Annotated in this window: 18 protein-coding genes; 15 read left to right on the top strand and 3 right to left on the bottom strand. The window is 67.5% G+C overall.

Features of this window, described 5'->3' with window-relative positions; all coding sequences use genetic code 11:
* The first annotated feature begins 28 nt into the window (after positions 1-28).
* From RBS12_RS10240 to RBS12_RS10205, 8 genes are all read left to right on the top strand, one after another.
* Positions 29-331 (top strand): hypothetical protein, encoded by a 303-nt coding sequence (locus tag RBS12_RS10240; RefSeq protein WP_307965994.1) that lies wholly within the window; start codon positions 29-31, stop codon positions 329-331.
* Between the two features lie 29 nt (positions 332-360).
* On the top strand, positions 361-1,110 hold the full coding sequence (locus RBS12_RS10235) for a carbon-nitrogen hydrolase family protein (protein ID WP_307965993.1): 750 nt from the start codon (positions 361-363) through the stop codon (positions 1,108-1,110).
* A 59-nt stretch (positions 1,111-1,169) separates the two neighbouring features.
* A complete protein-coding gene (gene dapA / locus RBS12_RS10230; protein WP_307965992.1) occupies positions 1,170-2,078 on the top strand; it encodes a 4-hydroxy-tetrahydrodipicolinate synthase in 909 nt (302 codons plus the stop codon).
* 43 nt (positions 2,079-2,121) lie between these two features.
* Positions 2,122-3,813 carry a ribonuclease J gene (locus tag RBS12_RS10225; RefSeq protein ID WP_307965991.1) on the top strand — a complete coding sequence of 564 codons (1,692 nt, stop codon included), beginning with the start codon at positions 2,122-2,124 and terminating at the stop codon, positions 3,811-3,813.
* A gap of 101 nt (positions 3,814-3,914) precedes the next feature.
* Positions 3,915-6,896: a DNA translocase FtsK 4TM domain-containing protein gene (locus tag RBS12_RS10220; protein WP_307965990.1), complete on the top strand. Its 2,982-nt coding sequence runs from the start codon at positions 3,915-3,917 to the stop codon at positions 6,894-6,896.
* Positions 6,897-6,905: 9 nt separating this feature from the next.
* A complete protein-coding gene (gene pgsA, locus RBS12_RS10215; RefSeq protein WP_307965989.1) occupies positions 6,906-7,490 on the top strand; it encodes a CDP-diacylglycerol--glycerol-3-phosphate 3-phosphatidyltransferase in 585 nt (194 codons plus the stop codon).
* A gap of 10 nt (positions 7,491-7,500) precedes the next feature.
* Positions 7,501-7,977, top strand: coding sequence for a nicotinamide-nucleotide amidohydrolase family protein (locus RBS12_RS10210; protein WP_307965988.1), 477 nt, complete (start codon positions 7,501-7,503; stop codon positions 7,975-7,977).
* A gap of 147 nt (positions 7,978-8,124) precedes the next feature.
* Complete coding sequence (locus RBS12_RS10205; protein ID WP_307965987.1) at positions 8,125-8,532, top strand: helix-turn-helix transcriptional regulator; 408 nt, start codon at positions 8,125-8,127, stop codon at positions 8,530-8,532.
* A 34-nt stretch (positions 8,533-8,566) separates the two neighbouring features.
* Here the strand turns inward: RBS12_RS10205 and RBS12_RS10200 are convergent, their stop codons facing one another.
* Positions 8,567-9,115, bottom strand: coding sequence for a MarR family transcriptional regulator (locus RBS12_RS10200; protein WP_307965986.1), 549 nt, complete (start codon positions 9,113-9,115; stop codon positions 8,567-8,569).
* 33 nt (positions 9,116-9,148) lie between these two features.
* On the opposite strand from RBS12_RS10200, the gene RBS12_RS10195 reads away from it, so the two are divergent.
* From RBS12_RS10195 to dapF, 7 genes are all read left to right on the top strand, one after another.
* A complete protein-coding gene (locus RBS12_RS10195) occupies positions 9,149-9,370 on the top strand; it encodes a DUF3046 domain-containing protein (RefSeq protein WP_307965985.1) in 222 nt (73 codons plus the stop codon).
* 214 nt (positions 9,371-9,584) lie between these two features.
* Positions 9,585-10,631, top strand: a complete 1,047-nt coding sequence (gene recA, locus RBS12_RS10190) for a recombinase RecA (protein WP_307965984.1) — start codon at positions 9,585-9,587, stop codon at positions 10,629-10,631.
* The gene (locus RBS12_RS10185; protein WP_307965983.1) at positions 10,628-11,146 is read left to right on the top strand and encodes a regulatory protein RecX; all 519 of its coding nucleotides are present in this window, start codon (positions 10,628-10,630) and stop codon (positions 11,144-11,146) included. Before recA ends, RBS12_RS10185 begins: the two co-directional genes overlap by 4 nt.
* 66 nt (positions 11,147-11,212) lie before the next feature.
* The gene (locus RBS12_RS10180; RefSeq protein ID WP_307965982.1) at positions 11,213-12,430 is read left to right on the top strand and encodes a hypothetical protein; all 1,218 of its coding nucleotides are present in this window, start codon (positions 11,213-11,215) and stop codon (positions 12,428-12,430) included.
* A gap of 51 nt (positions 12,431-12,481) precedes the next feature.
* A complete protein-coding gene (gene miaB, locus RBS12_RS10175) occupies positions 12,482-13,987 on the top strand; it encodes a tRNA (N6-isopentenyl adenosine(37)-C2)-methylthiotransferase MiaB (RefSeq protein ID WP_307965981.1) in 1,506 nt (501 codons plus the stop codon).
* 11 nt (positions 13,988-13,998) lie between these two features.
* Positions 13,999-14,889 (top strand): tRNA (adenosine(37)-N6)-dimethylallyltransferase MiaA, encoded by an 891-nt coding sequence (miaA, locus tag RBS12_RS10170; RefSeq protein WP_373886508.1) that lies wholly within the window; start codon positions 13,999-14,001, stop codon positions 14,887-14,889.
* Entirely contained in the window at positions 14,886-15,830 is a 945-nt protein-coding gene (gene dapF, locus RBS12_RS10165) for a diaminopimelate epimerase (protein ID WP_307965979.1), read from the top strand. The genes miaA and dapF overlap by 4 nt, the downstream gene beginning before the upstream one ends.
* 23 nt (positions 15,831-15,853) lie before the next feature.
* On the opposite strand, the gene RBS12_RS10160 is transcribed toward dapF, so the two are convergent.
* Positions 15,854-16,192: a VOC family protein gene (locus RBS12_RS10160; protein ID WP_307965978.1), complete on the bottom strand. Its 339-nt coding sequence runs from the start codon at positions 16,190-16,192 to the stop codon at positions 15,854-15,856.
* A 60-nt stretch (positions 16,193-16,252) separates the two neighbouring features.
* Positions 16,253-16,867, bottom strand: a complete 615-nt coding sequence (locus tag RBS12_RS10155) for a methyltransferase (protein ID WP_307965977.1) — start codon at positions 16,865-16,867, stop codon at positions 16,253-16,255.
* Between the last annotated feature and the right edge of the window lie 54 nt (positions 16,868-16,921).

Here is a 16,921-nt window from a genome sequence, read left to right as displayed (position 1 = left end):
GAACATATATTCGATTAGTCTTCAGACCATGGCCGCTCCACAGCACTCGGGGCCACTAAAGGTCTGGCCCGTCGACCCGCACCTGTCCAACGGGTCGGCGGGCCCGGATCCCGAGGCCTGGCGTCCGGAGGACTCGTCGCCCGAGCCCACGTCGGTCGGATCTGCGTCGGTGGGCGAGCTCGCGCGCCGGCTCGGCGAGGCCGATCTCTCTGTGCTGAGACCGGCCGAGCTGGTCCAGTTCTCGTTGGCTGCGGCACACCTTGCCCAATGGGCGGAAGCACTCCATCTGGCAGCCGTATCGCGGCTCGCCTGGCTTTCGGATCGCCACTGAGGCAGCTCGCGATGGCCTAGGATTGCCGCATGACTGCTGAGCTCACTGTCGCAGCCGTGCAGTACGAGTCGAAGGAAGGCGGCGTCGCCGCCAATCTTGACGGCCATGTCCGGGCTCTCGAGGACGCAGATGGGCACGGTGCCCGTCTCGCGGTCTTCCCTGAGCTTTCCCTCATGGGCTACGACCTCTCGCGCTTGGATGACGAAGCGTGCTGGCTCACGAATCCGTCGGCTGAGCTCGCCGAGATTCAATCGGCGTGCGAGGACATGGGGATCATCGCCGTCGTCGGTGCAGCAGTGCGCGAACCCGATGGGACCCCGCGCCTGGCCTCGGTCCTCCTGCGTCCCGGGACGGTGCCGCTCATCGCTCCCAAGACCCACGTTCACGGCGACGAGCAGCACCACTTCGAGCCTGGAGCCGGGCCCACTCACGCAGACATCGACGGGTGGAATGTGGCCCTCGCGGTGTGCTTCGACGTCGCCCAGCCAGCCCACGCTGCCCAAGCCGCGTCGTCGGGCGCTGACCTCTACGCGGCGTCGGCCGTCTATGTCGTCGGCGAGGAGCGCAGGCTCGATCTGCATTTCGGGGCGCGCGCCATGGACAGCCGCTTTTTCGCGCTTCTCGCGAACGCTGCAGGGGAGTCGTCGCTCGGCCCGTCGTGCGGGGAGAGCGGAGTCTGGGGCCCTGACGGCCATCGTATGGTCCACGCTCAGGGCACAGGCCCCGAGGTCGTCTCGGCCCTCCTCTTCCGGTCGGCGCTCGAACGCTACCGGCACTGAAGCGTTCTGAGGCCGCCGACGGTCTCCATGACCAGCGCGGACAGGGTAACGTTTTGACCATGGCTGACTCTGACATCCGGGTGAATACCTTCGGCACACTTCTGACCGCCATGGTCACGCCTTTCACGAAGGATGGCGACGTCGACTACGACGCAGCGGGTCACCTGGCAGCCAAGCTTGTCGACGACGGATGCGACGGCCTCGTCGTGACAGGCACCACCGGCGAGACGTCCACCCTCACCGACGAAGAGAACCTTGGCATGTTCAAGGTCGTCCTCGAGGCCGTGGGCGGGTGCGCGAAGGTCATCGCGGGCACCGGAACGAATGACACTCGTCACTCCGTGAACCTGTCCCGCCGCGCGGCGGAGCTCGGCGTCGACGGTCTCCTGCTCGTCACCCCGTACTACAACAAGCCCAGCCAGGCCGGGGTTCAGGCCCATTTCGAGACGGTCGCCTCGGCCACCGACCTCCCGGTCATGCTGTACGACATCCCCGGCCGCTCGGGCATCCCGATCCAGCCGGAGACCATCATCCGCCTCGCAGAGCACCCCAACATCAAGGGCCTCAAGGACGCGAAGGCGGATTTCGGTTCCGTCACGAGCGTGCTCGCCAAGACTGACCTCGCCGTCTACTCGGGCGACGACGGCCTGACGCTGCCGTGGATGGCCGCGGGCGCGCTCGGCGTCGTGAGTGTCACGGCTCACGTCGTCACGAAGCAGTTCCGGGCTCTCGTCGATGCGGGCCTCGCGGGCGACTTCGCGACGGCCCGCGCGATCCACTTCGAGCTCGACCCTGTGATCCGCGGCATCATGACGCGCGTCCAAGGCGCCGTCGCTGCGAAGCAAGTTCTCACGTGGCAGGGAGTCCTGCCCAGCTCCACCGTCCGCCTGCCGCTCGTCGAGCCCAGCGACGCGGAGCTCGACCTCATCCGAGCCGATCTGGCCGAAGCCGGAATGGACTTTGCCTGACGGCCGGTGCTAGCTGAAGGCTTGTCCCAAGAAAGAAGAACAAATGACCCAACTTGCCCTCCCAGTCCTCACGACGCCGCCGACGTTGCCGCAGGGCACACTCCGGATCGTGCCCCTCGGGGGACTGGGCGAGGTCGGCCGCAACATGGCCGTCTTCGAGATCGACGGCAAGCTCCTGATTGTCGACTGCGGCGTCCTCTTCCCTGAGGAGAACCAGCCGGGCGTGGACCTCATCCTGCCCGATTTCTCCTACATCGAGGACCGCATGCAGGACATCGTGGCGTGTGTGCTGACGCACGGCCACGAGGACCACATCGGGGCTGTTCCCTACCTGCTCCGGCACCGCCGCGACATCCCGCTCGTGGGCTCCCAGCTCACGCTTGCCCTTGTTGAGGCGAAGCTCGCCGAGCACCGCATCACTCCCGTGCTGCGCGTCGTCGAGGAGGGGCAGGTCCTCGACTTCGGTCCGTTCCAGACCGAATTCGTCGCCGTCAACCACTCGATCCCCGACGCCCTCGCGGTGTTCATCCGAACGGCCGGCGGCACGGTGTTGCACACCGGCGACTTCAAGATGGACCAGCTCCCGCTCGACGGCCGCATCACGGACCTGCGCCATTTCGCCCGCCTGGGCGAGGAGGGCGTGGACCTGCTGATGGCCGACTCGACGAACGCGGACGTCCCCGGGTTCACGACGGCGGAGAAGGAGATCGGCCCGGTCCTCGACCGGCTTTTCGGCCAGGCGCGCAAGCGGATCATCGTGGCGAGCTTCTCGTCGCACGTCCACCGCGTGCAGCAAGTGCTCGACGCCGCCCATCACCATGGCCGAAAGGTCGCCTTCGTGGGCCGCTCGATGGTGCGGAACATGACGATCGCGGCGAAGCTCGGCTACCTCGACGTCCCGCCCGGAATCCTCGTCGACATGAAGAACATCGACGACTACCCGGACCACCAGCTTGTGCTCATGTCCACGGGTTCGCAGGGTGAGCCCATGGCGGCGCTCTCCCGCATGGCGAACGGGGACCACCGCGTTCAGGTCAGCCCTGGCGACACGGTGATTCTCGCGTCCTCGCTCATCCCGGGCAATGAGAACGCGGTCTTCCGTGTCATCAACGGCCTCCTCAAGCTCGGCGCGAACGTCGTGCACAAGGGCAACGCGAAGGTGCACGTCTCGGGCCACGCGGCGGCCGGCGAGCTCCTGTACTGCTACAACATCCTCGAGCCCCTCAACGCGATGCCGGTGCACGGGGAGACGCGCCATCTCATCGCGAACGGCAACCTCGCGCTCGAGACTGGCATGGAGCCGGACAGCGTCATCCTGGCGGACAACGGCACGGTCGTAGACCTCGCGAACGGGAAGGCCACGATTGTTGGCCAGGTCGAAGTGGGCTTCGTGTATGTCGACGGCAGCAGCGTCGGCGCGATCACCGACGCGGACCTCAAGGACCGCCGGATCCTCGGCGACGAGGGCTTCATCTCGGTGATCACGGTCGTGAACCGCTCGACCGGCAAGGTCGTCTCCGGGCCGGAGATCCACGCGCGCGGCGTCGCCGAGGATGATGCCGTGTTCGACGACATCATCCCGAAGGTCAACGAGGCCCTCGAAGAGGCCATCCTTGCCAAGCCAGACCACACGGCGTACCAGCTCCAGCAGGTGGTCCGCCGAGTCATCGGCACGTGGGTGAGCCGCAAGCTGCGTCGACGCCCGATGATCATTCCGGTGGTCCTCGAGGCGTGACAGCGCGAGAAGCCTGAGCAGCAGCCAGGTTCTTCAGGAAGGGCCGCCGATACCCGTGGATATCCCCGGGATCGGCGGCCCTTCGCGTTAGCGTAGGGAACATGGCGACCCGTACATCCTCTGCGCCACGAAGCACCGCGCCACGAAACACCGCGGCGCGAGCCGCCCGAACAGGCCCCGCCAAGAGCTCGGGCCCGGGATCGAAGCGACCCTCGGGCCGGTCCGCCGCCGTCACGAGCCATGACACTGGGCAGCCGTGGCTCGCTCGCGTCGTCGGCGGGGCATGGCAGGCCCTCGCGCACGCGGTGGGTGCTGGCATTCGCAGGATCGGCACCGACGTGAGCGACGTCGACCCCGAGATCCGCCGCGACGGCGCCGGGCTCTTCAACCTTGCCCTCGCCGTCTTCATCGCGACCTTTGCCTGGTGGGGCTGGCACGGCTGGTTCCCGGATGTCGTCTACGCGGTCGTGAACGGCACGTTCGGCTTTATCGCGCTCATCCTTCCGCTCATGCTGTTCGCGTGCGCGGTGCGCCTCTTCCGCCATCCGGAGGACCAGCGCGGCAACAACCGGATCGGCATCGGCTTCCTCGTCATGGCGTTTTCGGCGACGGGACTCGCCCATGTCATGGGCGGCCTCCCGTCCGTGACCCAGGGCTTTGACGGCCTCCGTCGGGCGGGTGGCATGCTCGGCTTCCTCGCGTCGTCGCTCCTTGCCTCGGTCCACCCGGCCGTGCCCGTGGTCATGTATTCCTTCCTCATCGCGGTCTCGGTCCTCATCGTGACGGCGACGCCGTTCACCGCCATTCCGCGGCGACTCCGCTCGGCGTGGGACCATCTCGTCGGTGTTGATTTCGTCGACGAAGTCGAGGACGGGCACGACCGCAGCTACCTCTACGACTCCGAGCGCCGCGCCGCGGAAGCCGCGAAGCAGAAGGGCGAGAAGAAGGCCAGGAAGAAGCGCGGGCTGTTCGGCAGAGAAACGGGCGACGACGACGCGTCGACTTCCGAGGGCTTCGCTGGCGACGAGCCGTACGAGCAAGCCGTTGTCGGCGACTCGCAGCTCGCCGGTGTCATTTCAGCCGGTGCCATTTCAGCGAGCGCCATTTCGGCTGGCGCTTTCTCGGCCGACGGCGCCCCGGCCGACGGCGCCTCGATGGGCGGCCGGTCCCAGGCCGAGGCCGCCATCGAGAAGATCCGCGCCGCGCGCGCGGGCAAGGGCCCCGAGGCAGCGACGGAGGCGATCCCGGCTGTGGGTCTTCCGGGTGCAGGGGGCCTTCCAGATGCCGTGGGTCTTCCGGGCGCAGCGCCCGCGGTTGCCGCCGCAAGCGTCCCCTCGGTGCCACGCCCGCCGATGGCCCCGCCGTCGCCCATTCCCCAGCGCACGGAGCAGCTCCAGCTCGCCGGCGACGTGACGTACACGCTCCCCTCATCCGAGGTGCTTGTCCACGGTACGGTGCCGAAGGAACGCACGGAGGCGAATGACGCGGTCGTCGCGGCGCTCACGAACACCCTCCAGCAGTTCAACGTCGACGCCGAAGTGACCGGCTTCAGCCGCGGCCCGACCGTGACGCGCTACGAGATCGAGCTCTCACCGGGCACCAAGGTTGAGAAGGTCACCGCGCTCAGCAAGAACATCGCCTACGCGGTCGCGAGCTCGGACGTGCGCATCCTGAGCCCCATCCCGGGCAAGAGCGCGATCGGCATCGAGATCCCGAACACGGATCGCGAGACCGTCTCGCTCGGCGACGTGCTGCGCAGCCAGAATGCGCGGCGCACCGACCATCCCATGGTCATGGGTGTCGGCAAGGACGTCGAGGGCGGCTTCGTCGTCGCGAACCTCGCGAAGATGCCGCACATGCTCGTCGCCGGCGCGACGGGTGCGGGCAAGTCTTCGTTTGTGAACTCGATGATCACGTCGATCCTCATGCGGTCGACGCCGGACGAGGTCCGCATGGTCATGGTCGACCCGAAGCGCGTCGAGCTCACGGCGTACGAGGGTGTCCCGCACCTCATCACCCCGATCATCACGAACCCGAAGAAGGCCGCCGAGGCGTTGCAGTGGGTCGTGCGCGAGATGGATGCCCGATACGACGACCTCGCAAACTACGGCTTCAAGCACATCGACGACTTCAACAAGGCGGTCAAGGCCGGAAAGGTCGTGCCGCCGCCCGGTTCGGAGCGGAAGGTGAGGGCATACCCGTACCTCTTGGTCATCGTCGACGAGCTCGCCGACCTCATGATGGTGGCCCCGCGCGACGTCGAAGACTCGATCGTCCGCATCACCCAGCTCGCCCGCGCGGCCGGCATCCACCTCGTCCTCGCGACGCAGCGGCCCTCGGTCGACGTCGTGACCGGCCTGATCAAGGCGAACGTGCCCTCGCGCATGGCGTTCGCGACGTCCTCGGTGACGGACTCGCGCGTCGTGCTCGATCAGCCGGGCGCCGAGAAGCTCATTGGCCAGGGCGACGCGCTGTTCCTCCCCATGGGGGCGTCCAAGCCCATGCGCGTCCAGGGCGCGTGGGTCTCCGAGTCGGAGATCCACCAGGTCGTCGAGCACGTCAAGGGCCAGCTCCAGGTGACCTACCGCGAGGATGTCTCCGCAGAACCTGAGAAGAAGCAGATCGACGAGGAGATCGGCGACGACCTCGAAGTCTTGCTCCAGGCCACCGAGCTCGTCGTGACAACGCAGTTCGGCTCGACGTCGATGCTCCAGCGCAAGCTTCGCGTCGGCTTCGCCAAGGCGGGGCGGCTCATGGACCTTCTCGAGAGCCGCGGCGTCGTCGGCCCGTCGGAGGGGTCGAAGGCGCGCGACGTGCTCGTCAAGCCGGACGACCTGCCCGCCGTCCTCGCAGCTCTCCGGGGCGAGGACTCGCCGTCGTCCGCCTCCCCAGCGAACCCAGCGGATCGGGCCCTCGCCGACAACGCGAACGCGAACCACCAGCTCGGCGAGCACGCGATCGACTCGCCCTATGCGGAGGACCTCGTCGCCAAGGATCTCGACTCGCGCCCGCAGGCGGTCGACTACTACGACGATGACGACGACGACGGCGGGGAAGACGCCTGGCAGCTCACCGGCCGCTAGGCTTGGGTGATGATTAGCAGGGGGCCGTCCCAGCTCTGGAACTTGCCCAACGTTCTCACGATGTTCCGCATCGTCCTCGTCCCGGTGTTCGTCTGGTTCATGGTGGCCGACGGTTCCCATCAGGGACCGCTGCGGTGGTTTGCCCTGCTCGCGTTCGCGGTTGCGATGTACACGGACCAGCTCGATGGGCAGATCGCCCGCCGTCGGAACCTCGTGACGAACTTCGGCAAGATCGCTGATCCGATTGCGGACAAGCTCCTGACCGGCGCGGCGCTCATCCTGCTCTCCGGGCTCGGCGAGCTCCCGTGGTGGATCACGATCGTCATCCTTGTGCGCGAATGGGGCATCACGGTGCTGCGCTTCGTCGTCATCCGCTACGGTGTGATGCCTGCCTCTCGGGGAGGAAAGCTCAAGACGGTCCTCCAGACCATCGCGCTCTTCCTGTACCTGCTGCCGCTGCGGGACGCAATCCCCGCACTACCGCCCGTGGCCTTCGTCGTCATGCTCGCCGCGGCGGCCGTCACGGTGGTGACGGGCGTCGACTATGTTGTGAAGGCCGCCCGGCTCCGTGCTGCGGCCCTGCGAGGGGACTAGGAGCCCAGCCATGGTGAACCCGCAGGACGTGGTCGCGGCCTACATCGCCCGAGGCCTTACTGCCGCGACGGCCGAGTCCCTCACGGCGGGCCTTGTCGCGGCGAGCCTCGCCGATGTCCCGGGGGCCTCCGCCATGCTGCGCGGGGGAGTGGTGAGCTACGCGAACGAGGTGAAGTCCGGACTCCTCGGCGTGTCGACGGCGTTGCTCGCCGAGGCCGGTTCGGTGGATGCGCGGGTCGCGCGGGAGATGGCCTCGGGTGCCCGCTTGGCCTGCGGTGCCGACTATGCGGTCTCGACGACGGGGGTCGCTGGGCCCGAGGCCCACGATGGCAAGCCTGTCGGGACCGTCTTCGTGGGCATCGCTGGGCCCGGCGCCGCGAGTGCGCGCGAATACCGCTTTTCGGGATCTCGGGCCGAGATCAGGGAAGCCGCACGGGACGCCGCCCTCGCGGCACTGCTGGCGGCGCTTACTGAGAGCCAGCTGTGAATTTGGCCCGGAGCGGGGTCCGCAGGGGAACAAAGAATCGCAGCTGGGAGTTGTTGTTAGTGTCGCCGTGAGCGGCGGCACCACTAGGATGGGTGACACGGAAGCCCGGGAGGCCGGCTTCCAACGACAAGGAGCGCACTGATTCGCATGGTCAAGCAGCCCGTAACCGTCAATGGAGTAGTCCGCTGGCGCGATGTGGGCTTGGCTGAAATCGCCCCTGAAGAGAAGAAGGAGCGCAAGATGGTTGTTCTGCGTCATGAGATTGGAGACGTCCTGCGCGACGTCCGCCAGCGCCAGGGCCGCACGCTCCGTGAAGTCTCTCACAATGCACGGGTTTCGCTCGGCTATCTGAGCGAGGTCGAGCGTGGCCAGAAGGAAGCTTCTTCCGAGCTGCTCTCGTCGATCTGCGGGGCTCTCGACGTTCCGCTCTCCGCAATGCTCCGCGAGGTGAGTGATCGCGTTGCCGTCGCTGAGGGGATTGCGGTGCCCGACACGGTTCCTCAGGAGTTCTCGCAGCGTTACGGCCGGGACCTCTCGGCAGAGCTGATGAGCTGAGCGGATCGCGGATCCCCTGATCTGATCGGGCGCGTCAGTCCTCGCCCACCGATTCTTCGTCCGCCGGAGGGACCGGGTTTTCACCCGGTCCCTCCGGCGTTGTGCTCTGCCGACGCTGCTTTGCCGCGGCGAGGGCCTCGTTGACGCGCGAGAAATAGTCCGCGAGCTGCGACAGATCGGCCAGATCCCACGATCCCAAGGCGTCACGAAAGAAGGAGAGGCGCCGACGGCGGAGCTCGTCGACTTCGGACGCGCCGGCCGCGCTGAGAGTCACACGCTGGGCGCGCCGGTCGTTGGGATCGTCTTCCTTGAAGACGAGGCCGAGCTGCTCGAGGAGGGCCACCTGACGGCTCACGGACGGCTTCCCGATGCCGATGAGCGCCGCGAGCTCGGTAACGCGCAGGGGGCCCTCGCGGCGAAGGATCATCAGGAGGCCATATGCCCCAGGCTCCATGTCAGGGTGGAGTGAGCGGGAAATCCCGTGTGAGACGGCCCTGGCACGACGCCAGAAGAGGCTCAGCTGCTGTTCGATCGTTTCGAAAGCCGCGTCGAACTCTTGGGGGCTCTGGCTGGGGGTGGGCATGAGCCCATCATAGAAGTGAGGGAGAATTGACCGGTGCGGCACAGTGACTTCTGGCGACTCATGGAGGATGAATTCGGGGCGGCATACGCGCGCGTGCTTGCCGCGACGCTCGTGCTGACCTCGGTCGGCGGACGCACAGCAGACGAGGCGCTCCGGGCAGGACGGAGTCCGCGGGAAGTGTGGCTTGCGGTATGCGACATGCAGGACGTCCCGCCGGAGCGACGGTTCGGCAAGGATCGCCCGCTCAAGGGCTGATCCGCCGTCGTCAGCCCGGGTGCGCCCAATTCTCCGCGCGACACGCCGCGACGCTATTCGAAGATGTGTTCGGTTCGATGTATTGTCCTCAACAGGACGAGAATTCGCGATTTCAGGCCGAACCATCCACATAGCCGAGCACGCAGCGTGTTTTGTCGGTGGGCCTCGGTAGCGTAGCGAGTGGATTGAACGGCAACCCGACCGGAGGTGGACCATGGCGGCATCGCCAGAGCGTGCGAAGGCCCTTGAGGCGGCGCTCGCGCAGATTGACAAGCAGTTCGGCAAGGGCTCGATCATGCGGCTCGGAGATGACACCCGAGCCCCCATTGAAGTGATTCCCACTGGCTCCATTGCCCTCGACGTCGCGCTCGGCATCGGAGGCCTTCCTCGAGGACGCGTCGTCGAGATCTACGGCCCGGAATCCTCGGGTAAGACGACGGTCGCCCTCCATGCCGTGGCCAACGCGCAGCGCAACGGCGGAATCGCGGCCTTCATCGACGCGGAGCATGCCCTCGATCCCGAATACGCCGCGAAGCTCGGCGTCGATACCGACGCCCTTCTTGTCTCCCAGCCCGATACCGGTGAGCAGGCGCTCGAGATCATGGACATGCTTGTGGGCTCGGGCTCGATCGACATCATCGTCATCGACTCGGTCGCGGCTCTCGTTCCCCGGGCCGAGATCGAGGGTGAGATGGGCGACAGCCATGTTGGCCTTCAGGCCCGCCTCATGAGCCAAGCACTCCGCAAGGTCACCGGTCGTCTCAACCAGACCAAGACGACGGCGATCTTCATCAACCAGCTCCGCGAGAAGATCGGCGTGTTCTTCGGCTCGCCCGAGACGACCACGGGTGGTAAGGCGCTCAAGTTCTACGCGTCGGTGCGCATTGATGTGCGTCGGGTCCAGACCCTCAAGGAGGGGGCTGACTCCGTCGGCAACCGCACAAAGGCCAAGATCGTCAAGAACAAGATGGCCCCGCCGTTCAAGCAGGCCGAGTTCGACATCATCTACGGGCAGGGCATCTCGCGCGAGGGCGGGATCATCGACATGGGTGTCGAGCACGGAATCATCAAGAAGTCGGGCTCGTGGTTCACCTACGACGGCGATCAGCTCGGCCAGGGCATGGAGAACTCACGCCGCTTCCTCCGAGATAACCCGGAACTTGCGGATGAGCTTGAGCGGCTCATCAAGGAGAAGCTCGGGGTTGGTGCCAAGAAGGAAGCCGACGAGGAGCCTCGTCTCAAGGCAGTCGACGGGGAGTGAGCGATCCTCATCCGGAGGATCGCGACGCCGATCCGGAGTCGGTGGCGCGAGCGATCCTCCTTCGCCAGCTCACGCTTGGGCGGAAGAGCCGGCACCAGCTGGCCACGAAGCTGAGGGAGCGCAACGTCCCTGAGGAGGCGGCGGAGGCCGTTCTCGAGAGATTCGAAGAGGTCGGCCTCGTCGATGACGCGGAGTTCGCCGCGCTGTGGGTGAGCAGCCGGTCCGGTGCGAAGGCGCTCTCGCGCTCGGCGCTCCGTCGAGAGCTCGCCACCAAGGGGATCACGGGCGCCCCGGCCGAAGAGGCTCTGGCCACGGTGAGCATGGACGAGGAGGACGACGCGGCGAGGCTGCTCGTGGAACGGCGTCGACGGGAGGTCCCCGCGGACGATCGGGCGGCCATCGATCGTGAGGTTCGCCGACTCGTCGGCATGCTCGCCCGAAAGGGTCACTCACCGGGCCGGGCATTCAGAATCGTTTCCGAGGTGCTCGGGTCCGACTCTGTGAATACCCGATGAATTGCGGGTGCCGTGCGCGCGCCTCGTGGACTCTGCGGGTGTGGACGTCTAATACTCGTAGACACTATGCGACGCGTCTGGCCGATTTCCCCGCACGGACCCGCCCTCGCGGCGATGTTCAGCGCCCTTCTGGTGCTGGGCTCATGCGTGACGTCCGCTGTGGCCGACGATGGGCCGCCCACAGGGTTTCCTTCGTGGGACGACGTGCAGGCGGCGAAGGCCAACGTCGGGACTGCGCAGGCTGAGGTCACGAAGATCACTGGCCTTCTCGCGAACGTGCAGGCCAGCGCGGCCGACGCGTCGGCAAAGGCGGTAGCTGCTGGCGCGGCGTACGCAAAGGCGGCGCAGGCCGTCAAGGATCAGCAGAAGGTCGTCGACGCGCTCCACGCGGTTGCGGCTCAGCGCGTCAAGGAACGCGACGCGAGCCAGCAGACGGCCGGTCGAGTGGCCGCGGCCGCGTACACGGGTGGAAGCACCTCGGGGATGCTCGACGCATTCTCGGTTCTCGGGCAGTCGGACGGCCTCGACCGGCTGGGGACCCTCCAGATCCTCGGCGACCAGGCCGCCAAGGCCGTTGCCCAATACAAGGCGGCGGCCAACAACGCGAATGCGGCCGAGGCACAGTCCCAGCAGGCCGAAGACGCCCTTGCAAAGCTTTCGGACGCCGCGAAGCAGGACTTCGAGGCCGCCGGGGCAGCGCAAAAGCACGCCCAGGACGTGGTCGCCCAGACGCAGCAGCAGCAGGACACACTCACGGCTCAGCTCGCCGATCTCAAGAACACGTCGGCGGGCGTCGAGCAGCAGTACGAGGCGGGTCAGGCGGCGCTTGCGGCGTATCAGGCCGCTCAGGAGGCGAAGAGACGGGCTGCCGAGCAGGTCGAGTTGCAGAGGGAACAGGCAGCAGCAGCCGCCGCAACAGCCGTCCAGGTTGGGCCGGCCGCGACGGCCGTGAGCCCGGGCGTCGGATTGGTCGTCAACGATCCCAGAGGCGCCCAGTCCTATGCGGGCTCGCAGATCGGCGGCTATGGATGGGGCGGATCCGAGTTCCAGTGCCTCCTCCAGCTGTGGACGCGAGAGTCGAGCTGGATGACCGACGCCACCAATCCGTCGAGTGGCGCGTACGGCATCGCGCAGGCCCTTCCCGCAGGCAAGTATTACTCCGCCGGCAGCGACTGGCTGACGAACTACAGGACCCAGATCAACTGGGGGCTCGGCTACATCCGGGACCGTTACGCCAGCCCCTGCAACGCGTGGGGGCACGAGGTGGCGATCGGCTGGTACTGAGCCACTACGCCCGACGAGCCACTAGACCGGACGAGCCAGTACCCTTGATGGGTGAGTTCCACGATCGACGAGCCCCGCAGCTACGAGGTGCGCACCTTCGGCTGCCAGATGAACGTCCACGACTCTGAGCGTATGTCCGGCCTCCTTGAGGCCGCGGGCTATGTGCGTGCCGCAGAGGGGGCAGAGCCCGACGTCGTGGTCTTCAACACGTGTGCGGTCCGCGAGAACGCCGACAACCGTCTGTACGGCAACCTCGGCCAGCTCCGCCCCGTCAAGGATCGCCACCCAGGGATGCAGATCGCCGTCGGCGGCTGCCTCGCGCAGAAAGACCGCGAGACGATCCTCGAGAAGGCCCCTTGGGTCGACGCCGTCTTCGGGACCCACAACGTCGGCGCCCTGCCCGCACTCCTCGAGCGTTCGCGCCACAACCATGAGGCCCAGCTCGAGATTCTTGAGTCCCTCGAGGTGTTCCCGTCGACGCTTCCGACGAAGCGAGACTCGGTCTACAGCGGGTGGGTGTCCATCTCGGTGGGCTGCAACAACACGTGCACGTTCTGCATCGTCCCGAGCCTCCGTGGTAAGGAGCGCGACCGCCGGCCGGGCGAGATCCTCGCCGAGGTGCAGGCCCTCGTCGACGACGGCGCGATCGAGGTCACGCTGTTGGGTCAGAACGTCAATTCGTACGGCGTCGAGTTCGGCGATCGACTCGCTTTTGGCAAGCTGCTCCGGGCTTGCGGCGAGATCGAGGGTCTCGAGCGCGTGCGCTTCACGAGCCCGCACCCGGCCGCCTTCACCGACGACGTGATCGACGCGATGGCCGAGACACCCAACGTCATGCCGCAGCTGCACATGCCGCTCCAGTCCGGCTCGGACAGCCTTCTTCGCGCCATGCGACGCTCGTACCGCTCGGCGAAGTTCCTCGGCATCCTCGACAGGGTCCGCGAGCGGATTCCGCACGCTGCGATCACGACGGACATCATCGTCGGCTTCCCCGGCGAGACCGAAGAGGACTTCCAGGCGACGCTCGACGTCGTCGAGCGCGCCCGCTTCTCGAGCGCCTTCACGTTCCAGTACTCGAAGCGCCCGGGCACGCCGGCTGCCGACATGCCCGACCAGCTCCCCAAGGAGGTCGTGCAGGAGCGCTACGAGCGCCTCATCGCGCTCCAGGAGCGGATTTCCGCTGAGGAGAACGCCCGCCAGGTCGGTCGCGAGGTCGAGCTGCTCGTGACAGCCCAGAGCGGCCGCAAGGCGGGGGAGACCCATCGGCTTTCCGGCCGCGCGAAGGACCACCGCCTCGTGCACTTCAGCGTTCCCGCCGGCGCGGAGGAGCCACGCCCTGGTGACCTCGTGACGCTGACCGTGACGGATGCCGCCCCGCATCACCTCATCGCGGATCCGGCGCGTCCCGCCGAGTACTCGGTGCGCCGTTCGCGGGCCGGCGACGCGTGGGACCGTGCCCAGGCCGAGTCCTGTGGGGTGCCCTCCCCGGGCAGCGACGCGCCCTCGAAGGGCGCGGTGAACCTCGGGATGCCGGCGCTGCCGGTCCGCGCGGGCTGACCTTGGACGCATTGCCCGTGATCGCCGTCGTCGGTCCCACCGGCACGGGCAAATCGGATCTTGCGGTCGAACTGGCGCTCGCCCTCGACGGCGAGATCGTCAACACCGATTCGATGCAGTTCTATCGGGGCATGGACGTCGGCACGGCGAAGCTCACGCCCGACGAGCGCCGAGGCGTGCCCCATCACCTGCTCGACATCCTCGACGTGCGTGAGGAGGCAAGCGTCTCCGCCTTCCAGACGGCGGCGCGCGAGGCCATCGCGGACATCCGCGCTCGGGGCCGCCGCCCGATTCTCGCGGGTGGATCGGGGCTCTACGTCCGCGCCGCCCTCGATGTCCTCGAGTTCCCCGGCACGGACCCTGTGGTTCGCTCGAGACTCGAGGCCGAGGCCGAGCGCGACGGGATCGGCGTGCTGGCCCGGAGGCTTGCCGAGGCGGACCCCGCGTCGGCCTCGAAGGTTCACGACGCGCGGCGTGTGATCAGGGCCCTTGAAGTCCTCGAGGTCACTGGGCGCCCGTTTAGCGCCTTCATGCCGCGGCGCGAGTATGTCGAGCCAGCCGTCCAGATCGGCCTCGACATGGAGCGCGCGGCGCTTCACGCGCGGCTCGAACGGCGAGTGCATCGCATGGTCGATGCCGGCCTGGTCGACGAGGTGCGGCGACTGGACGGCGAGGGATTGCGCGAAGGAAGGACAGCCTCACGGGCCTTGGGCTACTCCCAGTTCCTCCGTGTGCTCGACGGGGAGTCCACCGTCGAGCAGGCGGGTGACGAGACGATCGTCGCGACGCGCCAGTTCGCGCGTCGGCAGGTGACCTGGTTCCGCGCCGATCCCCGCGTCCACTGGCTCGACGCGCTGCGCCCCGACGTCGTCGGTGCCGCGCTCGGTATCCTTGAGGCATGACCCTGCCCGTGATTGCCATTGCCGACAGCCCGCTCGCCCAGCTCGCAGGCCTCGCGTTCGCGAAGGGCCACGGCACGGGCAATGACTTCGTCCTCGTCGCGGACCCCGACGGCGCGCTCGACATCAGCGCGGCACAGTCGGCAGCCCTCTGCGACCGGCACCTCGGCATCGGCGCCGATGGACTCATCCGAGCCGTCCGTTCCGAGCTAGTGCCCGAGGGGCGGGCCATCCTCGCCGAGGACGGCAGCGCCGAGTGGTTCATGGACTACCGCAATGCGGACGGATCGGTGTCGGAAATGTGCGGCAACGGCGTGCGCGTCTTTGTTGCGTTCCTCCTCGACCAGGGTCTCGTTGTGCTTGAGCCGGGGCAGACCCTGCCCGTCGGCACCCGGGCTGGGATCAAGCGGGTCGAACGGCGCGAGGAAGGCTTCGCCGTGGACATGGGGCCGTGGGAATTCATCTTCCCCGCGCGGGCCGAGGCCGACGCGGGTGATTCCCTCGTCACGGCCGACGGACTCGACGTCGCGCGTCCGGCGCTGAGCGTGAGCATGGGCAACCCCCACACTGTCGTCGCGCTCGCAGCGGACGCCGAACTCACCCAGCTGCGGCTCTTCGAGGCGCCGAGCGTCGAGCCGATTCCACCCCACGGGACCAACGTCGAGTTCGTGGTCCCGGCCGAGCCGCTCGTCCAAGACGGCGTGGGGACCGTTTCCATGCGCGTGCATGAGCGTGGCGTGGGCGAGACGCAATCGTGCGGCACGGGCGCCTGCGCCGCCGCCGTCGCGATCCGGCACTGGGCCGGCGCGGGGGCGCCTGATCGCTGGAACGTCCGCGTTCCCGGGGGCACCGTCGGCGTCGCATTCGTCGGTGGTGCCAGCGGGGCGGAGCGCGTCGAGCTGAGCGGCCCCGCCGTCATCGTCGCCCACGGCACCCTCGGCTGACCGAGGTCTGGTTCGCAGCGGGCTCAGGTCTGTGCGAGTCCGATGAAGTTGCCGTCGGCGTCCTTGAGCACGGCGACGAGCATGCCGCCTCCGACGTCCTTGGGCTCGTCGAGCACCTGGGCTCCGGCTCCCGTGAGTGTCTCGATCTCCGCCGCGATGTCCCGCGTCTTCCAGTACGCGATCGGCCCAGTGTGACCGTGCCGGTGGCCGTGCGGGTCGAGGCCGATCTGGACACCGTCCGCCATGTACCCGATGTAGTACGGCGTATCCGAGAACGGCTCGCCGAGCAGCGCGGTGTAGACGGCCTTCGCGCCGTCGATGTCGGTGACCGGGATCGCGATGTTGTTGAGCTCTCTGGCCATATCACCACTATGCCCGTCCGCTGGCACGCGGCGGGACCCTTCGCGTCGAGAACCTTGGGATCAGTCCGCTCGACGCATGACACGCAGGATGCGGAAGCCCTTGGAGGTCGACTCGCGCGAGACATCGTAGCTGTCGCCGAGTTCGTCGGCGATCCAGCGGAGCAGGGAATCCGCGCCGAGGTTCTTCTGCACGACGAGCCATGCCTCGCCGCCCGCCTGGAGGCGGGGGAGCCACCGCAGGAGGAGCTCGTGGAGCGCCTGTTTCCCGATGCGGATCGGCGGGTTGGACCAGATCGTCGCAAAGCGCGTCTCCGCGGGAACGCCGTCGGGAAGCGATGTTCGGACGTTGGGGAGCCCGAGGCGCTGGGCGTTCGCAGCCGTGAGCGAGAGGCTGCGTTCGTTGACGTCGACCGCGTATACGGTCGCGTTGGGGGAGCGGAGCGCCATGGTGAGCGCGATGGGGCCCCAGCCGCAGCCGATGTCGAGGAGCTCGCCCTCGGTGGCGGGGTCGGGAACCTCGTCGAGGAGCACGGCCGTGCCCTTGTCCACGCCGTCTGGGCTGAAAATGCCGGCCGAGGTTTCGAGACGGCGCTCGACGCCGTCGAGGACGACCGTGAGCGGCTTGCGAACATCGGGCACGCCGGGCTGTGCGTTGAAGTAATGAGCAGATTCCATCGTCCAGTAGGATAGATCCATGCGCCTGTTCAAGTAGAGCCGACTCAGAAGTTG

Source organism: Sinomonas sp. ASV322, assembly GCF_030908245.1.
Taxonomy (GTDB): Bacteria; Actinomycetota; Actinomycetes; order Actinomycetales; family Micrococcaceae; genus Sinomonas.
Note: the sequence above shows the minus strand (reverse complement) of the source record. Positions and strands in the feature narration are given on the sequence as shown.